The following is a 25,457-nucleotide window of genomic DNA, read 5'->3' on the forward strand; positions in this document are numbered from 1 at the left end:
TGGCCAGTACTGGCCCGCAAGCTTCACTTTGACTAGGCTTTCCCCCAGCCGGCAGCGCTTCTCGTGCTGCCGCACTGGTCTAAAAGGAGCCCCCCATGACCTCACTTCGCCTGCTCAGTGCCGCAGCCCTGCTGGCGCTCGCCACCAGCGCATCCGCTACCAGCTTCGTGGTGACCACTGACGCCGTGGTTGGCGCCATCAAGGCCACCTCGGATGCCACCTCGGACATCACCTCTTCCTTCAACGACGACAAGATCGTGCTCGCCGCGCGTGAAGACGCTGCCAGCTTCGTCGCCAGCGACGGTGACATCCGCGGGGCCCGGCTGGAGGCCGCGTTCAAGCACATCCGTGGCCTGCAACCCCAACTGGCTGCTAGCGACCTACAACTGGCCCAGGCCATTCTCACCCTCTGACCCCGCCTTCCGGGCCGTGCACTGCGCGGCCCTTTGGGCTGCATGCCCCGCAGCGCTTGGCCCTCACCCGCCCATTCCGCTAACCTTCGCGCCCTGTGCCCGCGGCAGAGAACTGCCGTAGGGTATTTCCGTCCAATACCTTAGAAATTTCCTTCGGAGAGCTTCCATGCGCCGCTCGCTGTCTGTCGCAGCCATCGCCCTTTCCCTCGTAGCCGGTGCCGCCCAGGCCCAGACCCTGGTGGCGACCAGCAACATCATCGTCCGCGCGCTGGAGCGCACTCTCGACTTCACCTCAGACACCACGACTTCGATCCGCGACATGAAAGTGGTCGTGGCCGCCCGCGACGACGCCGCCAGCTTCGTCGCCAGCGCCGGTGAGATTCGTGGCGCCCAGCTCGAGGCCGCTTTCGCCGCCCTGCGCGATCAGTTCCCGCAAGCCCGCGAGGCCAGCGATCTGGCGCTGGCGGAAACCATCGTCGCCCTCTGACCTACGCGAGCATCAGCCCCTGAACACCTGGTTGCGCCTGATCGGCCTGGGCGTCCTGCTATTGGCGGGCACTGCCCAGGCCGAGTTGCGCCTGTTGCTGGATGACGAGGGACTTACCACGGCTCAGCGTCAGGCCAGCCAGCAGCTTCTCGATGAAGCTCTCGCAGCCCTGCCACCGACCTTCGTCCACCGACTGGACCGGGACGTTACCGTGGGTTGGAGCGATGACCTGCCCGAGAACGGTTACGGCCGCGCGACACGTTTCGATGCCCTGGTGCTCAACCGCGACCTGTTGACCGGCCTCACCGACGGCACAGCGGCCACGCAGAAGACCGCTCGCCTTCACGGAACGGTGCGCCGCGAAATGCTCGCCACCGTGCTTCACGAGCTGACGCACATCTACGACCGCGCCCGCCTCTGGTCCCCCGCCGAGAAGACGCAACAGTTCCGCTGTCGCAACCAGGCTTCCAGCAACGGCCGTATAGGCCTGCCTGGCGACTGCCGGGGTCAGACCGAGCGCCGCTTCACCTTGAGCGACGATCCGCGCCTTCTCGACCTTGCCGGCTGGCCGCAGTACGTCGGCAAGCGCGGTCAGCGCGAGCAGGAAAACCACCAAGTGGCGCGAAGCCCGGATATCTACGAGCTGAAGAACGCCCGCGAGTTCGTTGCCGTGAACATGGAGTACTTCCTCCTCGATCCGGCCTACGCCTGCCGCCGCCCGGCGCTATACCGCTATTACCGCGAACATTTCGGCTGGGGCCCTGAACTGCAGGCCCCCTGCAACGACGGCTACGCCTACCTCAATGCCGGCCGCGACTTCGGCAAGCAGCCCCTGGGCAAACTCGACCCGGACCGGGTCTACGAAGTCGACTACCTGTTCGCCGAGGCCAACCAGAACTGGGTCAGCCGCTGGGGCCACAGCATGCTGCGCCTGGTGATCTGCGCCCCCGGCCGACCGCGCGGGCCGGACTGCCGCCTCGACCTCGACCAGCATCTGGTGCTGTCCTACCGCGCCTTCGTCGGGGACGTGCAGCTATCGAGCTGGGACGGCCTCACCGGCGCCTATCCCTCGCGCCTGTTCGTGCTGCCGCTGCATCAGGTGATCGAGGAATACACCAAGGTGGAGCTGCGCAGCCTCGCCTCGGTGCCGCTCAAGCTCAGCCGCGAGGAAGTAGAAGCCCTGGTGGAGCGCGCTGCCGAGATGCACTGGAGCTACGACGGCGACTACTGGTTCCTCTCCAATAACTGCGCGGTAGAAACGCTCAAGCTGCTGCGCAGCGGTACTGACCACCCGGCGCTGCGTGATCTCGACAGCATCATGCCCAACGGCCTGCTCAAGCTGCTGGAGGGGCGTGGAGTGGCCGACCGCACGCCACTGGACGATCCCAAGGAAGCGCTGCGCCTGGGGTATCGCTTCGATTCCTTCCGCGACCGCTACCAGGCCATGTTCAAGATCCTTCGCGAGCGCCTGAAGGTGCCCCAGGAAGAGGTCGAGGACTGGCTTCAACTCACCGCCGAGCAACGCCGGCCCTGGTTCGACAAGGCCGACCTGCGCGCCAGCGCCGCCCTGCTCTTGCTGGAACAGGCCGCCCAGCGCCGCCAACTCTTGCTGGCCCAGGACGAGCTCAAGCGCAATTACCTCAGCTCCCGCGAGCAGGCCGGGCAAACCCGCTTCGCCAAGGCCGGCGGCACCCTGGAGCAAATGCTCGCCAACAGCGGATTCCTCAGCCGCCCGGCTGAGCTGCTGCAGGGTGGTTACGGCCTGCCGCAGAGTGCGGAGTGGCAGCGCCTGGAATCCGAAAGCAGCACCCGCCAGCAGACCATGCGCAAACTCAGCGACGACCTCGACCGCGAAGTTCGCAGCCTGCTGGAGCCCCAGCGCATGGCTGAGCTGAACGCCACCGAGGCCAACCTCAAGGCCATCGGTGCGCACCTGCGCCAATTGCACAAGGACGCCGGAGGGCTCGTGCTTCCCTGAGCCTTTGTAGCTAGCAGAGTGGAGCCCAACGATCCTGCACTCGGGCCGTCGGGTTTCGCGGAGCCCTACCCAACCTACGAATTGATTGAAATCCCTTTACGTAGGGTACGGCCTCGATTCACAACTGTTCCTCATCCTCCTCCGGCAACTGCGGGTCCAGATGCAGCCAGGGCAAGCGGCTGCTCACCCAGATGTGCCGATCCGCCGGAACGGCCTCCGGATGGTCCAGGGTGGCGATGGTGAGGTCCAGGGTGCTGGGACTGAGGCTGGTAAGCAGCGCCAACTGGCTGCTGCAATGCGGACAGAAGTATCGGATGCAGGTCGCAGATGAGGTGTACTCGGCTGGTGTTCCGGTCGTCCAGCGGAAGCTCGCCAGTGGTACGGTCGCCCAAGTTGTGACTATGCCGCCGGTAGTGCGCCGGCAGATCGAGCAATGGCAATGGGCGACATCGCGCAGCGGTGCTTCAACGACGTAGCGCAGCTGCCCGCAATGACAGCCGCCGGTATGGTGTTCGGCCATGGGGTTCTCCGGCTTGAGCTCTGCCTTTCACCCTAGCAGGCGGTTGCATGCCACCGAGCCGGAACTGAAGATAGAGCGTCCCCAGCTGACCCGGATGTCGCCGTGCTGACCCTTCTCGAAGCCCTCTGGCCGCTCTTTGCCCTGATCGTCGGCGGCTACCTGCTACGCCGCTGGGACTTTCCCGGCGAAGTCTTCTGGCCCGCAGCCGAGCGCCTGAACTACTTCATCCTGTTCCCCGCCCTGCTCTTCAGCAGCCTGGCCACAGCGCCGCTCGACAACCCGGCACTGCCACGCCTTGCCCTGGCGGTTTTCCTCGGCCTCGGGGCCGGTTGGGCCGCCCTGCTTCTGGCGCGGCGCCTGCTGGGCTGGCCGACGACGCGCTTCGGCGCGATCACCCAGGGCATCCTGCGCTTCAACACCTATCTCGGCCTCGCGGCCATCGGCAGCCTCTACGGCAAGGACGGCCTGGCGATGGCCGCGCTGATGCTGGCGCTGATGGTTCCCACGGTGAACCTGATGTCGGTCTGGGCCCTGACCGCAGAGCGCGGCGTGAGCCTGCGCGGCCTGTTGCTGCCAATGGGGAAGAACCCGCTGATCCTCGCCTGCCTGGCCGGTGCCCTGGTCAATCTCGCCGGGTTCGGCCTGCCCGGCGGCACCGACCGCCTGCTAAACCTGTTGGCGGTAGCCAGCCTGCCGCTGGGCCTGCTCTGCGTCGGCGCCGCGCTGCGTCCGCAGGAGCTGGCCGGTGAAGTTCCGGCCCTGGCCTGGAACTGCGCCTTGCGCCTGCTGGCCATGCCCGTACTCGCCTTCGCAGTGGCCCGCCTTCTCGACCTGCCCGCCATGGAAAGCAGCATCCTGGTACTGTTCTTCGCCCTGCCCACCGCACCCACGGCCTATGTGCTGACCCGCCAGCTCGGCGGCGACAGCCATCTGATGGCCGGCATCATTACCCTGCAGACCCTGCTCGCCGCGGGCAGCCTGTTGCTGGTGATGCGCACGCTAGCCAGCTGACGCCCCGGCAGTCTGGCCGCCGTTCGTCGACAAATCGCTACGTAATCGGCTCCGATCACCGCCGAAAGCTGGCTGAAAGGTTGCGCGCTTAGCATCCGCCCCATTGCCGGCACGAGACCGGCAACCCGACAACAACAAGATTGGTGATCGCCATGTTCCGTTCCTGCTGCCGTCCCGGCACCCCTCCGCCCGTTCTCCGCACGTCTTCGGCCACGCGCTGACCCGCCCCCCATCCCGCCCGAATCACGCCCGGAGAACTGCCATGCTGACTCTGCTCGGCTTCGCCATGGTCATCTGCTTCATGTACCTGATCATGACCAAGCGCCTGTCCGCCCTGATCGCCCTGATCATCGTCCCCATCACCTTCGCCCTGATCGGCGGCTTCGCCGCGGGCATCGGCCCGATGATGCTGGAAGGCATCAGCAAGCTCGCCCCCACCGGCGTGATGCTGATGTTCGCCATCCTCTACTTCGCGCTGATGATCGACTCCGGCCTGTTCGACCCGGCCGTGCGCAAGATCCTCAAGCTGGTGAAGGGTGACCCGCTGAAAGTGTCGATGGGCACGGCCGCCCTGGCCCTGATCGTCTCCCTCGACGGCGACGGCGCCACCACGTACATGATCTGCGTCGCCGCCCTGCTGCCGCTGTACAGCCGCCTGGGCATGAGCCCGCTGATCATGGCCGGGCTGATCATCCTCGCCGGCGGGATCATGAACATGACCCCCTGGGGCGGCCCCACCGCTCGCGCCGCCAGCGCCCTGCACGTGGATCCGTCGGATATCTTCGTGCCAATGATCCCAGCCATGATCGCTGGCGCCGTCGCCCTGTTCGGCCTGGCCTGGGCCTATGGCAAACGCGAGCGCGCCCGCCTCGGCGTGCTGCACCTGCCGGATGACCAGCTCAACCATGACGAAATCAGCGTTTCGCAGTTCCCGGAAGCCCGCCGGCCCAAGCTGCTGTGGGTGAACGGCGCGCTGACCGCCGCTCTGATGGTGACCCTGATTACCGGTCTGCTGCCGTTGCCGGTGCTGTTCATGATCGCTTTCAGCATCGCCATGATCATCAACTACCCCTGCCTGCAGCAGCAGAAGGAAAGGGTCGCGGCCCATGCCGGCAACGTGTTGGCGGTAGTCGGCCTGATCTTCGCTGCGGGCATCTTCACCGGCATCCTGTCCGGCACCGGCATGGTGGAAGCCATGTCCAAGAGCCTGCTGGCGGTCATCCCGCCGTCCATGGGCCCTTACATGGCGGTGATCACCGCGATCGTGAGCATGCCGTTCACCTTCTTCATGTCCAACGACGCTTTTTATTACGGCGTGTTACCGGTTCTGGCCGAGGCTGCGAGCCATTACGGCATCAGCCCGGTGGAGATGGCGCGAGCGTCTATCGTAGGCCAGCCGGTGCATCTGCTCAGTCCACTGGTACCGTCCACCTACCTGCTGGTGGGGCTGGCCAAAGTGGAGTTCGGTGACCACCAGCGCTTCACGTTGAAGTGGGCGGTGATGATTTGTCTGTGTATCCTCCTCGCCGCCTTGTTGCTGGGTGTGTTCCCGCTCTTCGGATCGCACTGACAGCCGCTGAATGACACCCCGATCAAGCCGGAATCTGCGTAAGCTCTTTCCGGCTTGTTCGTACTCTCCCCAAACCAAGAAACTCACGAGGATCAACGCATCATGGAATGGCTGACCAGCCCGGAAATCTGGGTCGCCTTCTTCACCCTGACCGCCCTGGAGATCGTCCTGGGCATCGACAACATCATCATGATCGCCATCCTCGTTGGCCGTATGCCGCCGCACATGCAGGCACGCACCCGCCTCTTCGGCCTGGCCCTGGCGATGATCACCCGCATCCTGCTGCTGCTCTCCATCACCTGGATCATGCGGCTCACCACTGACCTGTTCCACCTGTTCGGCCAGGGCATCTCCGGCCGTGACCTGATCCTGTTCTTCGGCGGCCTGTTCCTGCTATGGAAAAGCACCACCGAGATGTACCACAGCCTGGAAGGCGAAGATGAGACCGGCGCGGCGCCCTCCGGCGCGGCGCGCAACTTCATCGGCACCATCATCCAGATCGCCATCATCGACATCGTGTTCTCCCTGGACTCGGTGATCACCGCCGTCGGCATGGTGTCCCACGTGCCGGTCATGGTCGCCGCGATCATCGTCGCCGTCCTGGTGATGATGCTGGCCGCCGGTACCATCAGCGACTTCATCGACAAGCACCCGAGCCTGAAGATGCTGGCCCTGGCCTTCCTGGTGGTGGTCGGTACCGTGCTGATCGCCGAATCCTTCGAAGTCCACGTGCCGAAGGGTTACGTCTACTTCGCCATGGCCTTCTCCCTGGCCGTGGAGGCGCTCAACATCCGCATGCGCATCGCGCGTGGTCGCAAGGAAGATCCGGTGAAACTGCGCAAGGACATTCCTGGGCAGTAAGCCGAAGCAATGAAGAACGGGGCCGATTGGCCCCGTTTTTCATTGCTCACGGTTTACTTGTAGGGGCGAATTCATTCGCCAAGGGCTGCGCAGCTGCCCCCCCGCGGTCCAAGGGCAGGCCTTCGGCCTGCCTGGCGAATGAATTCAATATTCAATACCCCTTCAATTCCTCCGCCTTGAAGCCACGGAAGCTGCCACCGCCCAGCAGCAGTCTCAGCAGGCTGTCCATGGTCTGCAGGTCGTTGTCGAAACCGCCATGGCTGGTGCTCCGGCTGGCCGGGCTGCCGGTGTCGGCCACCACCAGGGAACTGCCGGGCGGCTGCTGGGCCGGCTGGAACTTCTGCATACCGAGCAGCGGTACCCGCCGCTGCTTGTCTTCCAGCGCATTGGAAACCAGGTAGAGCAGCGACTTGCGGTAAGCCCCGGCAACGTTGTCCTCCTGCTCAGCCTGATCTGACAGGATGAACAGAGTCTGCTGGCGAATGCCCTTGCCCAGCGCCTTGAGGAAGGTCGACTGGTATAGCTCCAGGGTGCAGGCCGGGGCAAACAGCACGAGATTGTCGATGACAGGACCATTCAGCGCCTGCCAGACCTGCAACAGACGGGCATGCCAGATGGAGCCGGCGCTGTGCCCAACCAGATGCACCTTGGGCGCCTGCGCCCCTTGGGCCGCCAACCAGCCGACCAGGCGTTGCAGCGCCAGCGTGCCCGCCGCACCCTTGCGGAAGGCCCGCTCGACGTCCAGCTTCATTTCCTGCCAGAGTGCGAACCCGGCCGGCTGCACCAGGCTCTCCATCTGGTTATCCCACCACGAGCTCACCGATCCCACGCGTTCCCCCACCAGCGGCAGCTTGCGGAGCAGGATGTCGCCCAACTCGGCCAGCAGCCCGGTTTCCCAGATGAAATGCAGTTCGTGGATCTCGTTATCGCGACACGCCGGTCGCCACTTGAAGGCGCGCATGGCCGAGCCGTTCACGCTGTTCAGGCCACCATGGGCATAGAGCAGCAAGTGCTGCGGCCGGCTGTGCTGCAGCTCTTCGATGATGGCGTCCAACTGGGTCAGGTCCGAGGCGTACTGGCCCAGGCCGTCGAAGTGGCCATCGTCGATGTGCAGGTAATGCAGGTAGATGGCCTCCTGGGGCGGGCCCTGCAAGGCCAGGCGCGCGGTGCCGCCATCGGACACGTATCGGGTCGCGGTATCGGTGACGCCATGGTTCACCGCAACGCCCAGCTGGGCGACCCAGACATCCCAGACATTGGCCTCGAAATCGGCATAGCTCCACAGCGCCACACCGGCGTACGCGGCCTTGCCCTGACGGTAGCCGCCCCAATCAGGCCCCCAGGAGTTCTGCACCAGGAAGCCGTCACGGGTGTAGCCGACGATGGCGAAGGCGTGCCCACCGCCAACGTCCAGCGCATCCGGCTTCCAGTCGATCACCCCGCGCCGTGGCGAGCGCCAGCCCTCGTGGGTACGCGCCGAGGCGAACAGCACGCCGACGTCACGCAAGGCCGCCTGGACGTCGTTGATCCGCGAGAAGACCCGGAAATACGCGCCCAGCGGCATATCCAACGCCTCCTGCTGAATCGCCGGGGTCAGGCCGCCGCCACCAGCCCAGCTGTCTTCCTGGCAGACACCGTGCTTGTGCCAGCCCTTCATCGCGCCCCGGGCGCTGCTGAAGTCGTAGTTCTCACCTGGCCACTGGTCGTAGCGCCTGGCCATGGCGAAGAGCATCGCCGGGCTGGCCCGGCCGGGCAGCGCGCACCGGCTACGCAGGTAATTGACCGCCGCAGCCAGGCCGAAGCCCGTGCAGGCACCTTCCTCGCCCTGGTCGAGGATGTGCAGCAGTTGCCAGTCCGGGAATAGCTCGTCGGGGAGTGGCGCCAGGGATGCGGAATAGGTGAGGTCGCGAAAATCCATGGAGTCGCGGCGGACATCCAGCTGCCTGGGCGCAGCCCTCCTGCGGGACTTTGTCGTGGCGGTACGCTTGGCCATGCTGACCTCCCTGTGCGGGTCCGGGCGACAAAGGAAGGATTGACCGCTTTCAACGCCTGGGAGGGATTGCTGACGAATGGCGACATGGGTCGGTCGCTCGCCACGCGGCCATTGGCGGCTTCAACTGCCTATATGCAACTGATTCAGAACGACTTTTCATACCATCAACAGCGTTGATGTTCTCTATCTAGAGTGATCACTTTTTAATCGCACCCCCGTCCGTAAGATTGGCTCCGTACCCAGTTTCCAGCCCCCTTGAGGAGCCCCCGATCATGAAAACCCAAGCCTTCGCCGCCCTGTTCATCGCCAGCCTGAGCACCAGTGTCTTCGCCCTGCCGTCCGACTCCCAACCGGTACTGGGCGAGTCGAAGGACGGCGCCTACATCCAGGTCATCGAGCCGGTTGCGGCCGAAGGCAGCTTCATGGTGCTGGACCGCGTAGCCGAAGGCGGTTCCGATCGCACGGGCGCCAACCGCATTGCTGAAGGTGGCTCTGACCGCACCGGTGCCAACCGTATTGCTGAAAGTGGTTCCGACCGCACCAATGGCTTCCGCGTAGCTGAAGGCGGTTCCGACCGTACCAACGCTATCCGTGTAGCCGAAGGTGGCTCCGATCGCCTGCCGCAAGCCCAGCACATCAGCTGATCGCAACTCGCTGTAAACCCTCAAAGCCCGGCGGATGCCGGGCTTGTTGTTTATGGGGCGAATTCTTTCGCAACTGGCCGCCCAGCGGCCCGTAGCCCGTACGCTGGTCCGGGCCAGGCTGGTCGAGCGGAGCTCGGCCTAACGAAGAAACACCCCACCCCGCACCGTTTGGCTTCGTTCCTCTGCCCAACCTACAAGGGCGGTTCCAGCCGCGTCTTGATCAGAACAGGCTCAACTGATCCTGTCCCTTGTCCGCTATGGGTGCCGCCGCTGGTGGGCTGTCGGCCTGCGGCATGACGCCCAGGCGCTCTGCCAATCCTGCTGCTCGCTCGGCGCGAGTCGAGACCGCCTCAGCCAGGCGTGCCGGCAGGCCCCAGATCTCTACCTTCTTCTTCGCCCGGGTGATGCCGGTGTAGAACAGCGCGCGGCTGAGCAACGGGCTGGGCTGTTCCGGCAACGCCAACAACACCTCGGTGAACTCCGACCCCTGGCTCTTGTGAACCGTCATGGCGAAGGCACTGTCGTGGCTGGGCAGGCGGGCCGGGGCGAAGGGGCGATAGCCCTCGTCGCCTTCAAAGAACACCCGCAGGCCATGGGGCGTGGCCAGGCACAGGCCGATATCGCCATTGAACAGACCAAGGGCGTAATCGTTCTGCCGCACCATCACCGCCCGACCGGGGTACCAGCGCTCGCGGGAAGGCACGCCCAGCCGTCGCTTGATGCGCGCCTCGAGGGTTTCGTTGATGCCACTGACACCCCAGGGGCCTTCACGCTGGGCGGTCAGGGCGCGGAAACCGTTGAAGGCGGCGAACGCCGACTCGGGGTCGGCAGTGCGTACAGCAGCGAAGTAGGGGGCATAACCCGCCTCCAGCCGCTCCAGCAAGGCAGTCGGGGTAGGGCCAGCGTTCCAGACCAGGTCCGGATGGCCGCCACGTAGCAATTCCTGAGTGCCGCGAGCATCACCGCCGTTGATGCGCCGCGCCAGTTCGCCAATGCCGCTGTCGCCCGCGAAACGATGGCTATGGGTCAGCAGCACCACGGCATCGCCCAGGCGCGAACGGGGTTGCTCCACCGGCACTGGCTGGCCGGTGATACGCGTGAGGTCTGCCGCCGCCACGGAGTCCAGGCCACGGCCTTCGCAAAGCTCAGCGAACACCGCGCCAGCCTCCACCGCCGCCAGTTGGTCCTTGTCACCCAGCAGGATCAGCCGGGCATTGGGAGGCAGGGCGTCAAGCAGCTTGGCCATCAGCGCCAGGTCGACCATGGAGGCTTCGTCCACCACCAGCACATCCAGCGGCAGCGGGTTATCAGCGTGATGGCGAACCTTTGGCGTGTCGCCACGGCTGCCGAGGAGCCGGTGCAGGGTGCGTGCCTCTTCGGGCAGGACTGCCTTGATAGTGTCGCTCACCGGCAGTTCGGCCTTGGCGTTGCGGATGGCCTCGGCCATGCGCGCGGCGGCCTTGCCGGTGGGCGCAGCCAGGCCGATAGCCAGCCGCTCACCGCCCGGCTGTTCCAGCAAGGCCGCGAGCAGGCGCACCACGGTGGTGGTCTTGCCGGTGCCGGGGCCACCGGAGATCACCGCGAGGTTGCGGCGCACGGCCTGAGCCGCTGCCAGGCGCTGCCAATCCGGCTGCTGGGTATTGCGGGCGAACAGCCGCTGCAAGGATTCGCCCAATTGCACTTCGTCCACCACAGGTCGGGCCAGCGCGCGTTGCAGCAGGTTGTCCGCCAGATGCGCCTCATAGGCGTGGTAGCGGCTCAGGTAGAGCCGGGCGCCATCCAGGGTCAGCGGCGCATAGCCGCCGGGCGGCGCCACCAGGGGCGATGCCTGCAGTGCGGTCAGCCAGACGGGCAGGGTGGGGGCCTGTACACCGGAGCCTCCCTCGACAAACAGCGATTGTCCGGCCCAGCGCGCCAGGGGCAGGCAGACATCACCAGCTCCCAGCGCCTGGCAGCACAGGGCAGCGGCGGCCAGCACAGAGTCCGCCGCCTGCGGATCGAGGCGTTGCAGGCTCTCGGTGAAATGGCGCTCCAGCGGTCCCAGGGACCAGTCGGCCAGGCCCATCAGTGGCCCTCCTCGAACAACAGGTCCAGCGCATCCAGCAAGCTGTCGGCAGGACGATGGAAGAACACACCCGCGTCCGGCATGCCGCGCAGGAACAGGTACCAGGCACCGCCCAGTTGGTCGCTGGAGAAACCGTCCAGGCGCTGGCGCAGGAAGCGCCGCAGCGCTACGAGATAGATCAGGTACTGCAGGTGATAGTGCTCGGCGGCGATGGCTTGCGTCAGACGCTCGCCGCCGTAGTAGCTGGCATCCGGGCCAAGCCAGTTGGACTTGTAGTCGGCGATGTACCAGCGCCCGTCATGCTCGAAAGTCAGGTCGATGAAGCCCTTCATGAAGCCCTTGAGGGTGTCGAACTCCAGACGCTCGGCGGCCGCGCGCATGGCATCCGGCAGTGCGTGGACAGGATCGGTGAGGATCGCCCGCAGACGGCCGACATCCAGCCCGGCCACCGGGAAAGTGAAACCCAGCTCCGGCAACCGTCGGTGAGCGGCGAGGGCGGACAGACTCAGCCCCTGGCCATCCAGGTCGGTATCCAGCACCAGTTGCAGGTGGGCGCTGGCGATGTCCGTCCAGCTGTCCGGCAGGCCGTGGCCCTGCAAATGCTTCTGCACCAGCGCCGACAACTCGCCCTCGCCGCGCATCCAGTCTTCCAGCACCGCGTGCAGGCAGGTACCGGCGCGGGCGCCGCGGGGGAAAGCGAAGAAGCCGCTGCCCGGCTCGGTGGCCGGCGGTATCACCAGACCGTCACGGTCAGGCGCTTCCATGTGCAGGCCGGCGGCCAGGCCCGAGAAACTACCCACCCGCCAGGCGCTGGCCAGGGTCCGCTCCAGCGTGGCGAGACCGGCCGGGGGCAGCGCGCGGGATTCGCCTTGCGCACTGGCTTCCTCGGCCTGCAGTTCGACAACCGCAATCTGACCTTCGCTGGCGTTGGCCAGGGTTTCCAGCTCGGCGCGCAGGGCGACGCCATCGCGGCTGGCCAGGTGCCGGGCGAGGGCGGCCAGTACATCGGCCTCGTCCAGTTCGCGGCCATGCAGCAGCCAGGCGAGGGCGCAACTGTGCAGGCCATCCTCCGGAAGCTCGCCATCCTTCTTCGCCTTGGGCAGGGCCACGGGGCCCCAGTGCAGCCAGAGACGGTCGCGGGCACGGGTCAAGGCCACATAGGCCAGGCGCAAGCGTTCGGCAAAGCGTTCGCGGCGGGCAGTTGCGCGATGGTTGTCGTAATCCTCTCCGCCGAGATCGAGCAACGGCGTTCCGTCCTCGGCGTGGCAGGTGATGTCCTCTTCGCGGCGCAACAACGCGCCGTCCCAGAGGTAGGGGCAGAACACCAGCGGGTACTCCAGGCCCTTGCTGGTGTGCACGGTGACGATCTGCACCCGCTCGGCATCGCTTTCCAGGCGCAGCAACGCATCGTCGCCATGGCTCTCGGCGGCACGCTGGGCGTTGAACCAGGTCAGCAGCGGTTCCAGGCCAGGCCGCTGGAGGCTTTCGGTTTGCAGCAGTTCGGCCAGGTGGAGGAGGTTGGTCAGCCGTCGCTCGCCATCGGGCAGGGCAATCAGACGCTCGGCCACGCCTTGCTCATCGAGCCAGGCGCGGAAGGCCCGCATGAAGCCCTGCTGTTGCCAGAGCTGGTGATAACGCTCGGCATTCTCGCGCTCTTCGTCCCAGGCGTGTTCGTCATCCTGGCAGCGCGCCAGTTGCTGCGCGTCCCGGCCCAGCAGGCGGGTGGACAGGGCATAGCGCAGCACGCCTTCACGACCGGGCTCGGCGTAGGCCGCCAATACTGCCGCCAGTTCCGCAGCCTCTTCGCTGTGCCAGACGCTGTCTCGCCCCCGACGCACGCTGGGTACACCACGGTCGGCCAACTCGGCAGCCACATCACCGGCCTGACGGTGGCTGGCCACCAGCACAGCGATGTCCCCGCCCTTGAGTGGCGAACGTACGCCATCTTCTTCGAAATATGCCTCTCCACGCGCACTGGCGGCCAGCAAACCGGCAATGCGGCGCGCGGTATCCGTGGCCACCGCACCGCCCGCTTCGCCCTTGCCAAGCGGTTCATCCCCCAGCCACACCAGTTCCAGCGGCGCAACGGCTTCAGGCAGCACCAGCCGCGCGCGAGCCTTGCTGCTGGCTCCCACGGGCGGGTAGTCGAGGCCGGGTTCGGCGAATGGCAGGGGGCGGTCGAAGACCTGATTGAGGGCTGCGATCAGCTGCGGTGTGGAACGGTGGTTGGTGTCCAGGCTGTACTGTCGCGCGGCCTCGTCGCGGGCCTTGAGGTAGGTGGCGAGGTCGGCGCCACGGAAGGCGTAGATGGCCTGCTTGGGATCGCCGACGAAACACAGGTCGCCCCGTTCTTCGTATACCCGGTGGAAGATCGCGTATTGCACCGGGTCGGTGTCCTGGAACTCGTCGATCAGCGCCACCGGATAGCGCTCGCGCAAGGCCTCGCCCAGCGCATCGCCTGCCGGTCCGCACAAGGCGTCGTCAAGGCGATTGAGCAGATCGTCGAAGGCCAGCAGACGCTGGGCAGCCTTGCGTGCCGGCAGCTCTCGGTTGAGGGTGTCCAGCAGGCGTACCTGCAGGTCGATCAGACGGGCCTCACCCGCGGGAGCGGCTTCCGCCAGGGCGTCGAAGAGCCTTTGCAGCGCGGCACAGAGGGCATGGTCCGGCGCATCGAAGCCCTTCTTGGTGGCCTTGGCAAGCGCCTCGGTGCCGAGCTTCTCCAGGCCCGTTGGCGGCGCGAAGAGGGCGGCCGGGTCAGCGAAGTAGGCATCCAGTTCGGTCTGCCATAACGCAAATTTGGCGGCGTCGTAGCTGCGCTTGTTGAGGCCATCGAGCTGGGCGAGCTGGGCCACGCATTCGGCACCCTGGCGTTGCCAGAAGCCCTGGGCGTGGGTCCAGGCTTCGCTGGCAGCGGACAGATCGCCAGCCTTCAGCTCACGCGGTTCGACACGCAGGTAAGGCTTGCCCAGGTGCGAACGCAGGCGCTGGCGCAGCGAGACCGGGGTGATGCGCTTCTGCGCCAGGAAGCGCGCCCAGGCCGGTTCGGCTTCCGCCAGCTCGCGCCGCCAGAGATCGGCGAGCAGCGCATCCAGCACTTCACGGTCGTCGGTTGCCAGTTCGCTGTCGAAGTCGCCTCCGGCCTCGAACGCGGCATCCTGAAGCGCGCGTTGGCAGAAGCCGTGGATGGTGAAGATGGCCGCCTCGTCGAAGCCGTGCACGGCCAGCAGCAAGCGACGGTGAGCGTCTTCACCGGGGTACTGGGCATACAGCCCGGCCAGCACCGGATCGGGCGCCGGCGCGCCCTCGTACATGGCGAGCAATGCCGCCAACCGCGCGCGAATGCGCTCGCGCAGCTCGGCGGTAGCGGCCGTGGTGTAGGTCACCACCAGGATCTGCCCGACGCCGAGCTGGCGCTCCAGCAACAAGCGCGCATACAGGGCGGTCAGGGTCCAGGTCTTGCCGGTACCGGCGCTGGCCTCGATCAGGCTGCGGCCGGTGAAGGGGTCCTTGAGCAGGTCGAGGCTCATGGCTGCTCCTTGTCGGTCAGGCAGGTGACCGGTTTCGCGAATGAACTCGCTCCGACAGGGAGTTCGGGACGGCACCGGACAAACCCCCTCTCCCTCTGGGAGAGGGTTGGGGTGAGGGAAATCAACGCCGCTGCCTGGTTTCGACAGGCAGACCTGCGGTCTGCTTGGCGAATGAATTCGCCCCTACAGATGAATTCGCCCCCAGAAGTGAATTGGCACCTGCTGGGGTACACGGCGTCATTCCTCATCGTCATCTCCCGCCAGGGCATCCAGTGCCGGGCCGAACAGGGTTTCGGCCAGTTGTTCGAAGCGCTCGTCCAGGGGTTCACGATCGCGGAAGGCGAGGGCGTACCAGGGGTCATGGGATTCGCCGAGCGGGCCGAAGTCGATGCCTTCCCAGGCCACACGCGCCTTGGAACGGGCAGCGTCGATCGGCTCCTTGCGACCGGGTTTGCGCAGGCCGTGGGCGAAGCCATAGCTGGCCTTGGTCAACAGAGGCAGGGGCGCGCATAGAGCTTCGCGATAGGCGTGCAACCAGGGCTCCAGCAGTTCGCGGGCGTTCGCCAGGGGACCGGCCTGCCAGTCGCCAGCCGGCGATAGCAGGCGGCTGTCGCGCGCAATGCCGGGCGTGGCGGCGAGGTTGAGCAACAGATGGCGCAGCCAGAACGGCGCGAGCTCCCATTCGCCGAGTCGGTTCAGGCGCCAGCCAAACAGGCCGTCGGGCGTCACCCCATCGAGCCAGCCGTGAATGCGTACACCGGCCAGTTCGATATCCACCAGCAACGGCTGCGGCACCGCCTCCGGTCGCGCCTCAAACAGGCGCGGGGCGAAGGCACGTACCGGGCCACGCAGCTGGCCCCAGAGGGCGTGGCCCAGCTCGCCGACCGGTAGCCAGCCAGCGGCACGGGCAATGCGTCGTTCGTCAGTCTCAGACCAGTCGCGTTCCACGGCGTCCAGGGCGAGCTGGCGCAGGCCGCGCCAGGCCGGGCCTTCAAGGCTGAAAGGCTCGTCGCTGGCCAGGGCTTCCTCGGTGTCCGCCAGACGCAGGCCAAGGCGCTGTTCGAGGAGAAAGCGCGCCGGATGGCGGAAGCACTGGATCAACTGCGAGGGCTCGAGGGTCAGCCAGTCGGCATCGGGCTCCGGTAGCGGCAAGGCGAAGGGCGCCGCGGCGGCCTGGGGCGTTTCCGCCAGACGTTGAGCCGCGCGGAACCAGGGCGCGGCAAAGCCGGCCTGCTGGCCACCGACGAAGTTGCCCGAGGCGAAGGGTTGCAGCGGATGCATCACCAGCACCCGCTCGCTTGCCTTGTGCGCACCGGCAATAGCGGTGAGGTCGATGGTTTCCAGCAGCTCGCTGACCAGCACGGAAGGCGGCAGGTGCGCGTTATCCCGTGGGTCGCGTCCGACAAAACTGAGATAAAGCCCGTCGCGTGCCGATTGCAGGGTTTCCAGCAACAGGTAACGGTCGTCCAGGCGCCGGGCGCGATCACCGCGCCGGGGTTTGCGGCTTATCAGGTCGAAACCGGCCGCCGGGGTACGACGCGGGAAGGCGCCGTCGTCCAGTCCAAGCAAACAGACCTGGCGGAACGGCAGGCTGCGCATGGGCACCATGGTGCAAAAGGTCACCGCGCCGGTCAGGAAGCCCGAAGCGCCGCTGCCCTGGTCCAGGGCTGCCACCAGATGCTGGCGTACCAGGGCCAGTTCCAGCGGGCGCTCGATGCCGGCGGCCTCGGCCTGTTCGCGCAAGGCACCGCAGGCCTGGGACAGCAGCAACAGGGTGTCGCCGGCCTCGCGCTCGTCGAACAGCAGGTCGATCAGGCCCTGCAGGGTTTCCGCCCACTCCGCCAGTGGACGCGGCCGGGCCATGTCGTCGGCCAGGACACCAAGGCGCTGGACGAAGCCGGCGAGACGGCCGAGCAACTGCGCACGAGCGCCCTCCAGGGCATCCAGCGGCCAGTTGTCGCCGAGCAGGGGCGGGGCGTCACCGGCCAGTTGCGGCGGCGCGGCGAAGCCCAGCAGCAGGCGGTCCAGCCCCTGCCTCCAGCTGAAGGCGCCTTCCTCGGGCAGGCCAAGGCGCGCGCGGTGGGCGCCATCACGCCCCCAGCGCACGCCGGCGTCACGCAGCCAGTCGCGCAGCAGCGGAAGGTCTTCGTTCTCGATACCGGCGCGAGCGGCCAGGGCCGGCTGTTCCAGCCAGGCCAGGAGTTCTTCGGCGGCGAAGCGGCTTTGGGGAAGCTCCAGCAGGGCGAGGAAGGCTTCCACCAACGGCAACTCGGCGCGCAGGCTGCGGTCGGCCAGGCTGAAGGGGATGCGCGGCACGCCTTCGCGGGGGGCGAAGACCGCTTCGATATAGGGGGCATAACGCTCGATGTCCGGCGTCAGCACTACCACCTGGTCGGGGGTGAGTGCGGGGTCGGCCTTGAAGCGCGCCAGCAGCTGGTCGTGCAGCACCTCCACTTCGCGCAGGGGCGAGTGGCAAAGGTGGACTTCCAGGGAGCGATCATCCTCGCGCAGGCTCATGCGCTCTTCGGGACGACGGGTGCGCAGGCGCAGGATGTCGTTCTGCACGGCGCGCAGCAGACTGCTGTCATGCAGGTCGTCGTCCTCGGCATAAACGCCGATGTCCTGGCCGCCCAGAGTGAACAACGCATCGAAAAAATCGCGGCCCTGCTTGCCGAGGCTGGCCAGCAGCGGATGGCCGACGTCCAGGTACCAGTCGTCGATGCCCGGCTCCGGCAACCGCGCCAACTCGCGGATATCGCGGATGTCGCCCCATGCCTCGCGGCACGGGTTGAGCGCGAAGAGGATCACCTCGCAATGCCGCGCCAGGCCTTCCAGTACGCGCATGTGATGCGGCGGCAGGCTGCTGATGCCGAACACCACCAGGCGTTCCGGCAGACCTGCAATGCCTTCGCCTGCGTGCAGTCGCGCCAGCAGGTCACCCAGCAGGCGCGCACGATGCGGATGGCCATCGGCAGTGAGTTCGCGCCAGAGCAGCGCCTGCCACTCCTCGTCCGCGCCCAGTCCCAGCAATTCGCCACGCTCCCAGGTGTCGAGCCAGTCGTCGCGGTAGAGCAGGTACTGGTCGAAGACGTCGGCGATGCGTGAGCCGAGGGTCAGGCGGCGGCGTTCGTCGCCGCCTCCCAGGTACTGCGCCAGACGAGGTGCACGGGCTAGGTTGTCGGGTTCGCAGAGCCAGTCGTAGAGGCGCCAGCCCAGGGTCACGGGGTTGAAGGCCGATTGCGGCGGCAACTCGCCCAGCACAAGGCGTGTGACATCCCAGACGAAGCGCGCGGGCAGCTGGATATCCAGATGCATGGCAATGCCTTGCTTGCGCGCCAGTTGCAAGGTCAGCCAACGCCCCATGCCCTGGCTCGGCACTACGACCCGAGCAGGCGCCAGCGGGTCGCGCTGGGGTTGTGCGAGCAGGGTGCAGGCCAGCTCGCCGAGGCTTTCCAGGTCGTTGGCGTGGTAGAGGTTGAGCATGGGAGCGCCGATGTCTGAAGGTCGGCACAGGTTAGCAGCCGATCCGGCCGCAGGTCGCCCCCGTTACAGGGTTCGCAGCATGAGGAAGACCACGCGGAAACCACCTCAGCTTCATGCGCCAAGCCATTGATCGGTAATGAGCAGAATCGCCGAGAAGCGTCTTTAATTGTCATCAGGTGCCATACCAGTCAGGCGACTCGCTGAAATCAGCCAGGACCATGAAGGTCTAACGACAATCGTGTTACACAACGCCTGACCGCGCCGCTGTCTTCCTGCGCATGGATACGGCGGCCTTTCAAGATCGCCAGGAGGGCCACCATGCTGACGTTGCTCAATCTCCTCTCGGCCGTCGCCTTGCTCATCTGGGGCACGCATATCGTGCGAACGGGCATCCTCCGCGTGTACGGCGCCAACCTGCGCCGCCTGCTCAGTCGCAGCGTCCGCCGTCCGCCCCTGGCCTTCGCCGCTGGCATTGGCGTCACGGCCCTCGTGCAAAGCAGCAACGCCACTGCACTGCTGGTCAGCTCCTTTGTCTCCCAAGGGTTGATGCTACTGGCTCCGGCGCTGGCCATCATGCTCGGCGCCGACGTCGGCACGGCCCTGATGGCGCGGGTGCTGACCCTGGACCTGTCGTGGCTGTCGCCACTGCTGATCTTCTTCGGGGTGATCTTCTTCCTCTCCCGCAAGCAGACCCGCCTGGGGCAGCTCGGGCGGGTAGGCATCGGACTCGGGCTGATCATCCTCGCCCTGCAATTGATCATCGCTGCCGCCGAGCCCATCACCACCGCCAAGGGCGTGAAGGTGCTGTTCTCTTCGCTGACCGGTGATGTGCTGCTGGACGCCCTGACCGGCGCGCTGTTCGCGATGATTTCTTACTCCAGCCTGGCCGCCGTTCTGCTCACCGCCACGCTGGCCGCGTCCAAGGTAATCTCCCTCAAGGTGGCGCTCTGCCTGGTGATCGGCGCCAACCTCGGCAGCGGCATCCTCGCCCTGCTCAGCAGCAGCCTGCAGAACCCCGCCGGACGCCGCGTGGCCCTGGGCAGCCTGGCCTTCAAGCTGGCCGGCTGCATCCTCGTACTGCCGCTGGTGGGCCCCCTGGCCAGCTGGATCGACACCTGGCCCATTTCCAACGCCGAACTGGTGATCGCCTTCCACCTGCTCTACAACAGCGTGCGCTGCACTCTCTGCCTACCCCTGACGGTACCCATGGCGCGACTGTGCAACTGGTTGCTGCCGGACCGACCGCAGCCAGACGATGTCGCCAAGCCGCGCCATCTCGATCCAGCCGCCCTGGATACTCCGAGCCTCGCCCTGGCCAACGCCGTGCGCGAGACCCTGCGCATGGGCGATATCGTCGAGCAGATGCTGAACAACCTGTTGCATCTGCTGCGCGGCGGCGACCCGGTGCTGGGCAAGGACATCCACCGCCTGGATGACGACATCGATGCGCTCTACACCGCCATCAAGCTTTACCTGGCGCGCATGCCGCGCGATGACCTGGGTGAGCGCGACAGCCGGCGCTGGGCCGAGATCATCGAGCTGACCATCAATCTGGAGCAGGCCGGCGACATCATCGAGCGCATGCTCGATGACGTGCAGAGCAAGAACAGGGCCCAGGGCCGCGCCTTCTCCGAAGAAGGGCTGAGAGAGATCGTCAATCTTCACGACCAGTTGGTGGAAAACCTGCGCCTGTCGCTGTCGGTGTTTCTCAACGGCGATCAGGAAAACGCCAAGCGGCTGCGTCGGGCCAAGCAGCGCTTCCGCATCCTCGAACGCCGCTACGCCCACGCCCACGTCTCGCGGCTGCACCAGCAGGTGGTGCAGAGCATCGAGACCAGCGCCCTGCACCTTGGCCTGATCAGCGACATGAAGCGCATCAACTCGCTGTTCTGCGCCATCGCCTATGCGGTGCTGGACAACCCGGATGCCCCGGATTCCCTGGAAATCCCGGAGGAAAAACACCCGCAGGAAGAGCCGCAGCGCTATTTCGAACCGGAGATCGGCTCCCATCGTTGAGAATCGCTCTTCCCAGTGAGCAGGCCGCGTGGGCAGAATCCGGGGATGACGCCACACGACCCCTCCAATGCCTCGGTCAGCGCCAGTCTGACCCAGGCAATCCTGCACGCCGCATCCCAGCTCGGCCTTGGCCGCGAGGAGCTGCTGCGCGCCAGCCAGCTCGACGAAAAGCGCCTGGCCGACCCGGATGCGCGTATCGCTTTCAGCACCCAGGAAGCACTCTGGGCGGCCATCCACGCCCGCCTGCCGCATCCCGAACCGGGAATCGCCATCGGCCGCGCCCTGGCCCCCGGCCAGTTCAGCGTGCTCGGCTACCTGTTGCAGAGCAGCCCCACCCTGGGCGAAGCCCTGGAAGCCGAGCTGCGCTACCAGCGTCTGGTAGGAGAGGGCGGCAGCCTGGCGCTGGAAGTACGGGGCGATGAACTCTGGACCCTGTATCGCCCGCTGCACCCGAAGTTGCCGGCCACTCGTGCAAGGGTGCTGGCGCTGATGGCGTTCTGGCTGGAGCTGATGCGGCCGTTGCTGGCCGATCTACGTCTGATGCGGGCCTGCTTCGTACACCCGGCGCCGGCGGATACCACGCTCTACCAGCAATGCTTCGCCTGCCCGCTGCAGTTCGAGGCGGAGGACTACGCCCTGGTACTGCCCCTGTCACTGCGCTCGGCCGCACTGAAGCAATCCAACCCGCCGCTGCAGGCAGTGCTGCGACAGCACGCCGAGGCCTTGCTCGCACGCCTGCCCAGCGAAGGGCTGCGGGCACGGGTGGTAGCGCTGCTCGGCGCCCAACTGGCGCGCGGCGAACCCGACCGCGGCGCCTTGGCGGCGGCCCTTGGCATCAGCGAACGCACCCTGCAACGGCGCCTGGCAGATGAGGGCAGCAGCTACCAGCAACTGCTCAACGACACCCGTCGTCACCTGGCCGAGCGCCACCTGCAGGAAGGCCGTTTGCCCATCGCCGATATCGCCGTGCTGCTCGGCTACTCGGAGCCCAGCGTGTTCTTCCGTGCCTTCCGCCAGTGGACCGGGCTGACGCCGGGCGAGTACCGGCAGAAGCATCGGGACTGAGCGCTTCTGCTCTTTGTGGGAACGGGTGGGGCGGGATATCCAGCATCCCCGCCTGATCTCCTCAGGGCCGCCCTTCGGGCTGCTTGGCGAACGAATTCGAACCTACAGACGCTATCCCCCGCACCTTGAGAAACGCCAGGAATGCCTCGCGGCTCGAGTACTTCGGCCGATAGCCGAATTCTTCCTTCAGCCGGCGATTGTCCAGCACCGGGCGGTAGCGCAGAAAATCCAGCTGCTCGGGACCGTACTGGGTCAGGCCAAGGGGCTTGAGCAGGGCCAGGGCGGTGCGCAGCAACCCCGCAGGCAAGGGCCGGTAAGGTTTGCCGAGGATGCCGGCGATCTCGGCCATGCTCAGCGCACCATCGCCTGCCAGGTTGTAGATGCCACCGGCGCCGCGCTCCAGGCCTTCGCGGATGATCGCCACCACGTCCTGGTCCCAGATGAACACGAAGCGGCTGTCATGCCCCCTGATGCCCAGCACCGAGCGCTTCTGGAACAGCTCGGTGATCTGGTTGTTCACATGCTCGCCGAGAATGGTGCCGGGGCGCAGGACCAGCTGGCGCAGCTGTGGATGTTGCCTGCGGGCGTCAGCCAGCAGCAGCTCCACCTCGCGTTTGTGGCGGGCATAGGCGAAGAGGTCGTGGCCGCGCAGCGGGTGCTGTTCGTCGATCCACTGCGCGTTTTCCGGGTAGTAGCCGTAGGCGGCGCCGGAGCTGGTGACGATCAGTTGGCCCACGCCGTGGGCCACAGCCGCGTCCAGCACGGCACGGGTGCCGCCGACGTCGATGGCGTGGAGGCGCGCCTCGCTCATGCCGCGCGGCGGCGTCACCACCGAAGCCAGATGCACGATGGCATCGGGCTTCCAGCGCTGCACGCAGGCGGTCACTTCGCGGGGCAGGCTGATGTCCAGCGAAACCGGCTCGATGTTGGACTTGAGTCCTTGATGGCTCAGCGGGCGGATGTCCGCGGCCACCAGGGTCCAGTCCGGGTGGCGCGTGGCCAGGTCGTTCAGTACCTGCTGGCCGATGAAACCGGCCGCACCGGTGATCAGGACGCGCACGGCACTTCCTCCTGGACGCGGGGCGCGCGGCGGCGCCAGACAGCCACCAGCAGGAGGCCGGAAACGATGTGCCAGAGTCCCCAGAAGCCCGCCACCAGAGCCATGTCCAGCTGACCACCGAACTGGGTCAGGATCAGGCCAAGCGCGAGCCCGGAGTTCTGCATGCCGACCTCGATGGTCAGGGCGCGGCGGTCTGCATCGGCAAGTCCGGTCAGGCGCGAGGCGCTCCAGCCCAGCAACAAGGCAGCGGCGTTGTGGCCAACCACCACCAGCAGCACCAGGCCGGCGTTGGCCACCAGCAGTTGCCAGTTGCCCGCTGCCGCCGCAACCAGGAAAACGCCAAAAGCCAGCAGGGAAAAGCGTTTGAACCAGGGCAGCACGCGGGCACTGAAGGCCGGCGCCAGGTTGCCCACCGCCATGCCGGCGAGCAGCGGCAGCACCAGCAGTACGACCAGGCCACCGATGATGCCGCCGGCATCGACGTCCAGGCTGCTCATCTGGCCGTGCAGGAAGGCGTAGGTTTCCGGGTTGAGGCTGGCGGTGGCGGCGAAGTTGAGCGGCAGGCTGATGATTGCCAGCAGGCTCGAGAGACTGGTGACGCTCACCGACAGCGCAGTATTGCCGCGCGCCAGATGGGTGATGACGTTGGACAGGTTGCCGCCGGGGCACGCGGCCACCAGCAACATGCCCAGCTCCAGTCCGGGGCGCAGGTCGAGGAAGAGAGTGACCACGAGGGTCATCCAGGGCAACAACAGGCACTGACAGAGCAACCCCACCAGCGCCGGCAGGGGCCGTTTCAGTACCAGTAGGAAATGGGCCAGGCGCAGCTCCAGGGCCACGCCGAACATCAGCGCGGCGAGCACCAGCCCGAGAATCAGTTGCTGACTGCTGTCGTAGTTCATCGATGGGTTCTCTTGTTGTTCTTCTGCGGCCATTGGCAGGCGCAAGGCCAGAGCAGCTTAGCCGTCCGACCGGACGGCAGCAGTGGCCGACGTCGCCAGCGCGAGTGGCCAATCGCGACAGTCGCCTCCCGGTTGTCAGCCGGTGCCCCATGGGCCAGAGTGCCAGCATTCACCCAGGACAGGATGCCCATGTCGATCAGGAAGCTGCGCATCAGCGATATCGAAGCCTTGCACCGGCTGTTCGCCGAGGTCAGCGCCGAAGGCGAGTACCTGCTGCGCGCGGAGGCACCGCCCCTTGAGCAGATGCGGGCGCTGTTGCTGCGCTCACTGCCGCTGGACCTGCCGCAGTTCGTCGTCGACGCCGAGGGCGATCTGGTGGGCTCCATTGAAATATTCCCGGCCAGCCTGTGCCAGATGGAGGACGCCTCCGGGGAAGACTTCGGCGTGCTCGGCATGCAGGTGAGGAAGACCCATCGCGGTCGGGGCCTGGGCAGGCAGTTGATGGAGGCAGCGCTCGAACATTGCCGTCGGCAGGATATGCGCCGGGTGGAACTTGCCGTGCTGAAATCCAACGAAGCGGCGATCCGCCTTTACCAGCGTTTTGCCTTCCATTGGGTGGAGGACCTGCCGCCCGTCACCCTGCCCAACGGCCGCCCCGACCAGCCACAGAAGATGCGCCTGCTGCTGGACTGAGCGACAGGCCGTCAGCCCAGCTCCGACGCGCCTTCTCAGGGCTTCCGGTGGGCAGTATCCTGCGCGCCTCCCCCACGTCCTGTTGCGACCGATGCTGCTGTCGACCTTCAAACCCCATGTGCTCAAGCTGATCGAGCTGCTGCAGCGCCACCCGAGGCTGATCGCCCTCTACGGCTTCTGCTCCGGCATGGCGAGCTTCTTCCTGGTGGAACGAGGGGCGCGGGTGGCCAAGGTGATCGCCATCCTGCTGCTGGTGAGCTGGGTCTGGCTGATGCTGGAGAACCTGTTCCGGCGCAGTGTCGAGCGCCTCTTCGGCGTCGAGCTGCCGCCACCCCTGATGCGTTTCCTGACCCAGCTGATCCACCAGGAAAGCCTGTTCTTCGTGCTGCCGTTCTTCGCCATCACCACCAGCTGGAACAGCGGCCAGGCCCTGTTCACCGGGCTGCTGGGCGTGGCCGCGATCTGCTCGATCACCGACCCGATCTACAACCGCCATCTGTCGTCGCGCCGCTGGCTGTTCCTCGCCTACCACACACTTACGTTGTTCGCCGTGCTGCTGGCCGCGCTGCCACTGATCCTCCAGCAGACCACCGCGCAGAGCTATCGCTGGGCGTTGGGCATCGCCGTGGCGCTGTCCTTCGTCAGTCTGCTCGGTGTGTTTCGTGGACAGCGCTGGTGGCGCGTCCTGGGCCTGGGGGTGCTGACCCTGGCCCTCGGCGGGCTGGGCTGGGTCTCGCGGGTCTGGGTGCCGCCGGCGACGCTCTGGCTTACCGAAGTGGCGGTAACGCCCGACTTTGACAATCACCAGCGCACGCCAGGCGATGGCGTGGAAGAGGTCAGTGCCGCCGAGCTACGCAGCAAGGGGCTCTACGCCTACACGGCAATCAACGCCCCGCGCGGGCTGAACGAACGCATCTACCACGTGTGGCGCTTCAACGGCCGTGAAGTGGACCGAATTGCCTTGGACATCCACGGCGGCCGCGAAGCCGGCTACCGCGCCTGGACCCACAAGCAGAACTTCCCGGCTGACCCGGCGGGCCGCTGGCAGGTGCAGGTACTGACCGAAGCGGGGCAGATGATCGGTACGCTGCGCTTCCGGGTGACCCCATCCGACCTGCCACCCAAGCCCCACTGAGCACCAAGGTTGTTGGATCAAGGGGAACGCCGAG

General features: G+C 66.4%; 18 protein-coding genes. 11 read left to right on the plus strand and 7 right to left on the minus strand.

Annotated elements, in window-relative coordinates:
• Positions 1-95: 95 nt before the first annotated feature.
• The 3 genes from E8E75_RS22750 to E8E75_RS22760 all read left to right on the plus strand — a co-directional run bounded on the left by E8E75_RS22750 (position 96) and on the right by E8E75_RS22760 (position 2,878).
• Positions 96-413 (plus strand): DUF2388 domain-containing protein, encoded by a 318-nt coding sequence (locus E8E75_RS22750; RefSeq protein ID WP_120653734.1) that lies wholly within the window; start codon positions 96-98, stop codon positions 411-413.
• 166 nt (positions 414-579) lie between these two features.
• The gene (locus tag E8E75_RS22755; protein ID WP_120653735.1) at positions 580-900 is read left to right on the plus strand and encodes a DUF2388 domain-containing protein; all 321 of its coding nucleotides are present in this window, start codon (positions 580-582) and stop codon (positions 898-900) included.
• 37 nt (positions 901-937) lie between these two features.
• Entirely contained in the window at positions 938-2,878 is a 1,941-nt protein-coding gene (locus E8E75_RS22760) for a DUF4105 domain-containing protein (RefSeq protein WP_256672998.1), read from the plus strand.
• A 118-nt stretch (positions 2,879-2,996) separates the two neighbouring features.
• On the opposite strand, the gene E8E75_RS22765 is transcribed toward E8E75_RS22760, so the two are convergent.
• Positions 2,997-3,398: a GFA family protein gene (locus E8E75_RS22765; protein ID WP_120653736.1), complete on the minus strand. Its 402-nt coding sequence runs from the start codon at positions 3,396-3,398 to the stop codon at positions 2,997-2,999.
• Between the two features lie 102 nt (positions 3,399-3,500).
• Here E8E75_RS22765 and E8E75_RS22770 point away from each other — a divergent pair, with 102 nt between their 5' ends.
• The 3 genes from E8E75_RS22770 (at position 3,501) to E8E75_RS22780 (ending at position 6,840) form a co-directional block, all read left to right on the plus strand.
• A complete protein-coding gene (locus E8E75_RS22770; protein ID WP_280359812.1) occupies positions 3,501-4,409 on the plus strand; it encodes an AEC family transporter in 909 nt (302 codons plus the stop codon).
• Positions 4,410-4,671: 262 nt separating this feature from the next.
• Positions 4,672-5,979, plus strand: a complete 1,308-nt coding sequence (locus tag E8E75_RS22775; RefSeq protein WP_120653738.1) for a CitMHS family transporter — start codon at positions 4,672-4,674, stop codon at positions 5,977-5,979.
• Between the two features lie 102 nt (positions 5,980-6,081).
• Positions 6,082-6,840, plus strand: coding sequence for a TerC family protein (locus E8E75_RS22780; RefSeq protein ID WP_153919420.1), 759 nt, complete (start codon positions 6,082-6,084; stop codon positions 6,838-6,840).
• A gap of 151 nt (positions 6,841-6,991) precedes the next feature.
• Here E8E75_RS22780 and E8E75_RS22785 read toward each other — a convergent pair whose 3' ends face one another.
• A complete protein-coding gene (locus E8E75_RS22785) occupies positions 6,992-8,833 on the minus strand; it encodes a C1 family peptidase (protein WP_153919418.1) in 1,842 nt (613 codons plus the stop codon).
• Between the two features lie 272 nt (positions 8,834-9,105).
• Between E8E75_RS22785 and E8E75_RS22790 the strand changes: the two genes are divergently transcribed.
• A complete protein-coding gene (locus E8E75_RS22790; RefSeq protein ID WP_120653741.1) occupies positions 9,106-9,477 on the plus strand; it encodes a phage infection protein in 372 nt (123 codons plus the stop codon).
• Positions 9,478-9,697: 220 nt separating this feature from the next.
• On the opposite strand, the gene recD is transcribed toward E8E75_RS22790, so the two are convergent.
• The 3 genes from recD to recC form a co-directional block, all read right to left on the minus strand.
• On the minus strand, positions 9,698-11,542 hold the full coding sequence (recD, locus tag E8E75_RS22795) for an exodeoxyribonuclease V subunit alpha (RefSeq protein WP_153919416.1): 1,845 nt from the start codon (positions 11,540-11,542) through the stop codon (positions 9,698-9,700).
• On the minus strand, positions 11,542-15,069 hold the full coding sequence (gene recB, locus E8E75_RS22800) for an exodeoxyribonuclease V subunit beta (protein WP_153919413.1): 3,528 nt from the start codon (positions 15,067-15,069) through the stop codon (positions 11,542-11,544). The genes recD and recB overlap by 1 nt, the downstream gene beginning before the upstream one ends.
• A gap of 237 nt (positions 15,070-15,306) precedes the next feature.
• A complete protein-coding gene (gene recC / locus E8E75_RS22805) occupies positions 15,307-18,552 on the minus strand; it encodes an exodeoxyribonuclease V subunit gamma (RefSeq protein WP_153919410.1) in 3,246 nt (1,081 codons plus the stop codon).
• A gap of 318 nt (positions 18,553-18,870) precedes the next feature.
• Between recC and E8E75_RS22810 the strand changes: the two genes are divergently transcribed.
• On the plus strand, positions 18,871-20,568 hold the full coding sequence (locus E8E75_RS22810; RefSeq protein WP_153919407.1) for a Na/Pi cotransporter family protein: 1,698 nt from the start codon (positions 18,871-18,873) through the stop codon (positions 20,566-20,568).
• 45 nt (positions 20,569-20,613) lie between these two features.
• Complete coding sequence (locus tag E8E75_RS22815; protein ID WP_153919404.1) at positions 20,614-21,633, plus strand: AraC family transcriptional regulator; 1,020 nt, start codon at positions 20,614-20,616, stop codon at positions 21,631-21,633.
• A 61-nt stretch (positions 21,634-21,694) separates the two neighbouring features.
• Here E8E75_RS22815 and E8E75_RS22820 read toward each other — a convergent pair whose 3' ends face one another.
• Both E8E75_RS22820 and E8E75_RS22825 read right to left on the minus strand, forming a co-directional pair.
• Complete coding sequence (locus E8E75_RS22820; protein ID WP_280359813.1) at positions 21,695-22,693, minus strand: SDR family oxidoreductase; 999 nt, start codon at positions 22,691-22,693, stop codon at positions 21,695-21,697.
• On the minus strand, positions 22,681-23,595 hold the full coding sequence (locus tag E8E75_RS22825; protein WP_120653747.1) for a bile acid:sodium symporter family protein: 915 nt from the start codon (positions 23,593-23,595) through the stop codon (positions 22,681-22,683). The genes E8E75_RS22820 and E8E75_RS22825 overlap by 13 nt, the downstream gene beginning before the upstream one ends.
• Before the next feature lie 189 nt (positions 23,596-23,784).
• Here E8E75_RS22825 and E8E75_RS22830 point away from each other — a divergent pair, with 189 nt between their 5' ends.
• Positions 23,785-24,288 (plus strand): GNAT family N-acetyltransferase, encoded by a 504-nt coding sequence (locus E8E75_RS22830; RefSeq protein ID WP_178123489.1) that lies wholly within the window; start codon positions 23,785-23,787, stop codon positions 24,286-24,288.
• A gap of 91 nt (positions 24,289-24,379) precedes the next feature.
• Positions 24,380-25,423: a DUF5924 family protein gene (locus E8E75_RS22835; protein ID WP_120653749.1), complete on the plus strand. Its 1,044-nt coding sequence runs from the start codon at positions 24,380-24,382 to the stop codon at positions 25,421-25,423.
• Positions 25,424-25,457 lie beyond the last annotated feature (34 nt).

Origin of the sequence: Pseudomonas sp. BN606 (assembly GCF_029873115.1) — a bacterium.
In the GTDB taxonomy this organism is placed as follows: Bacteria; Pseudomonadota; Gammaproteobacteria; order Pseudomonadales; family Pseudomonadaceae; genus Metapseudomonas.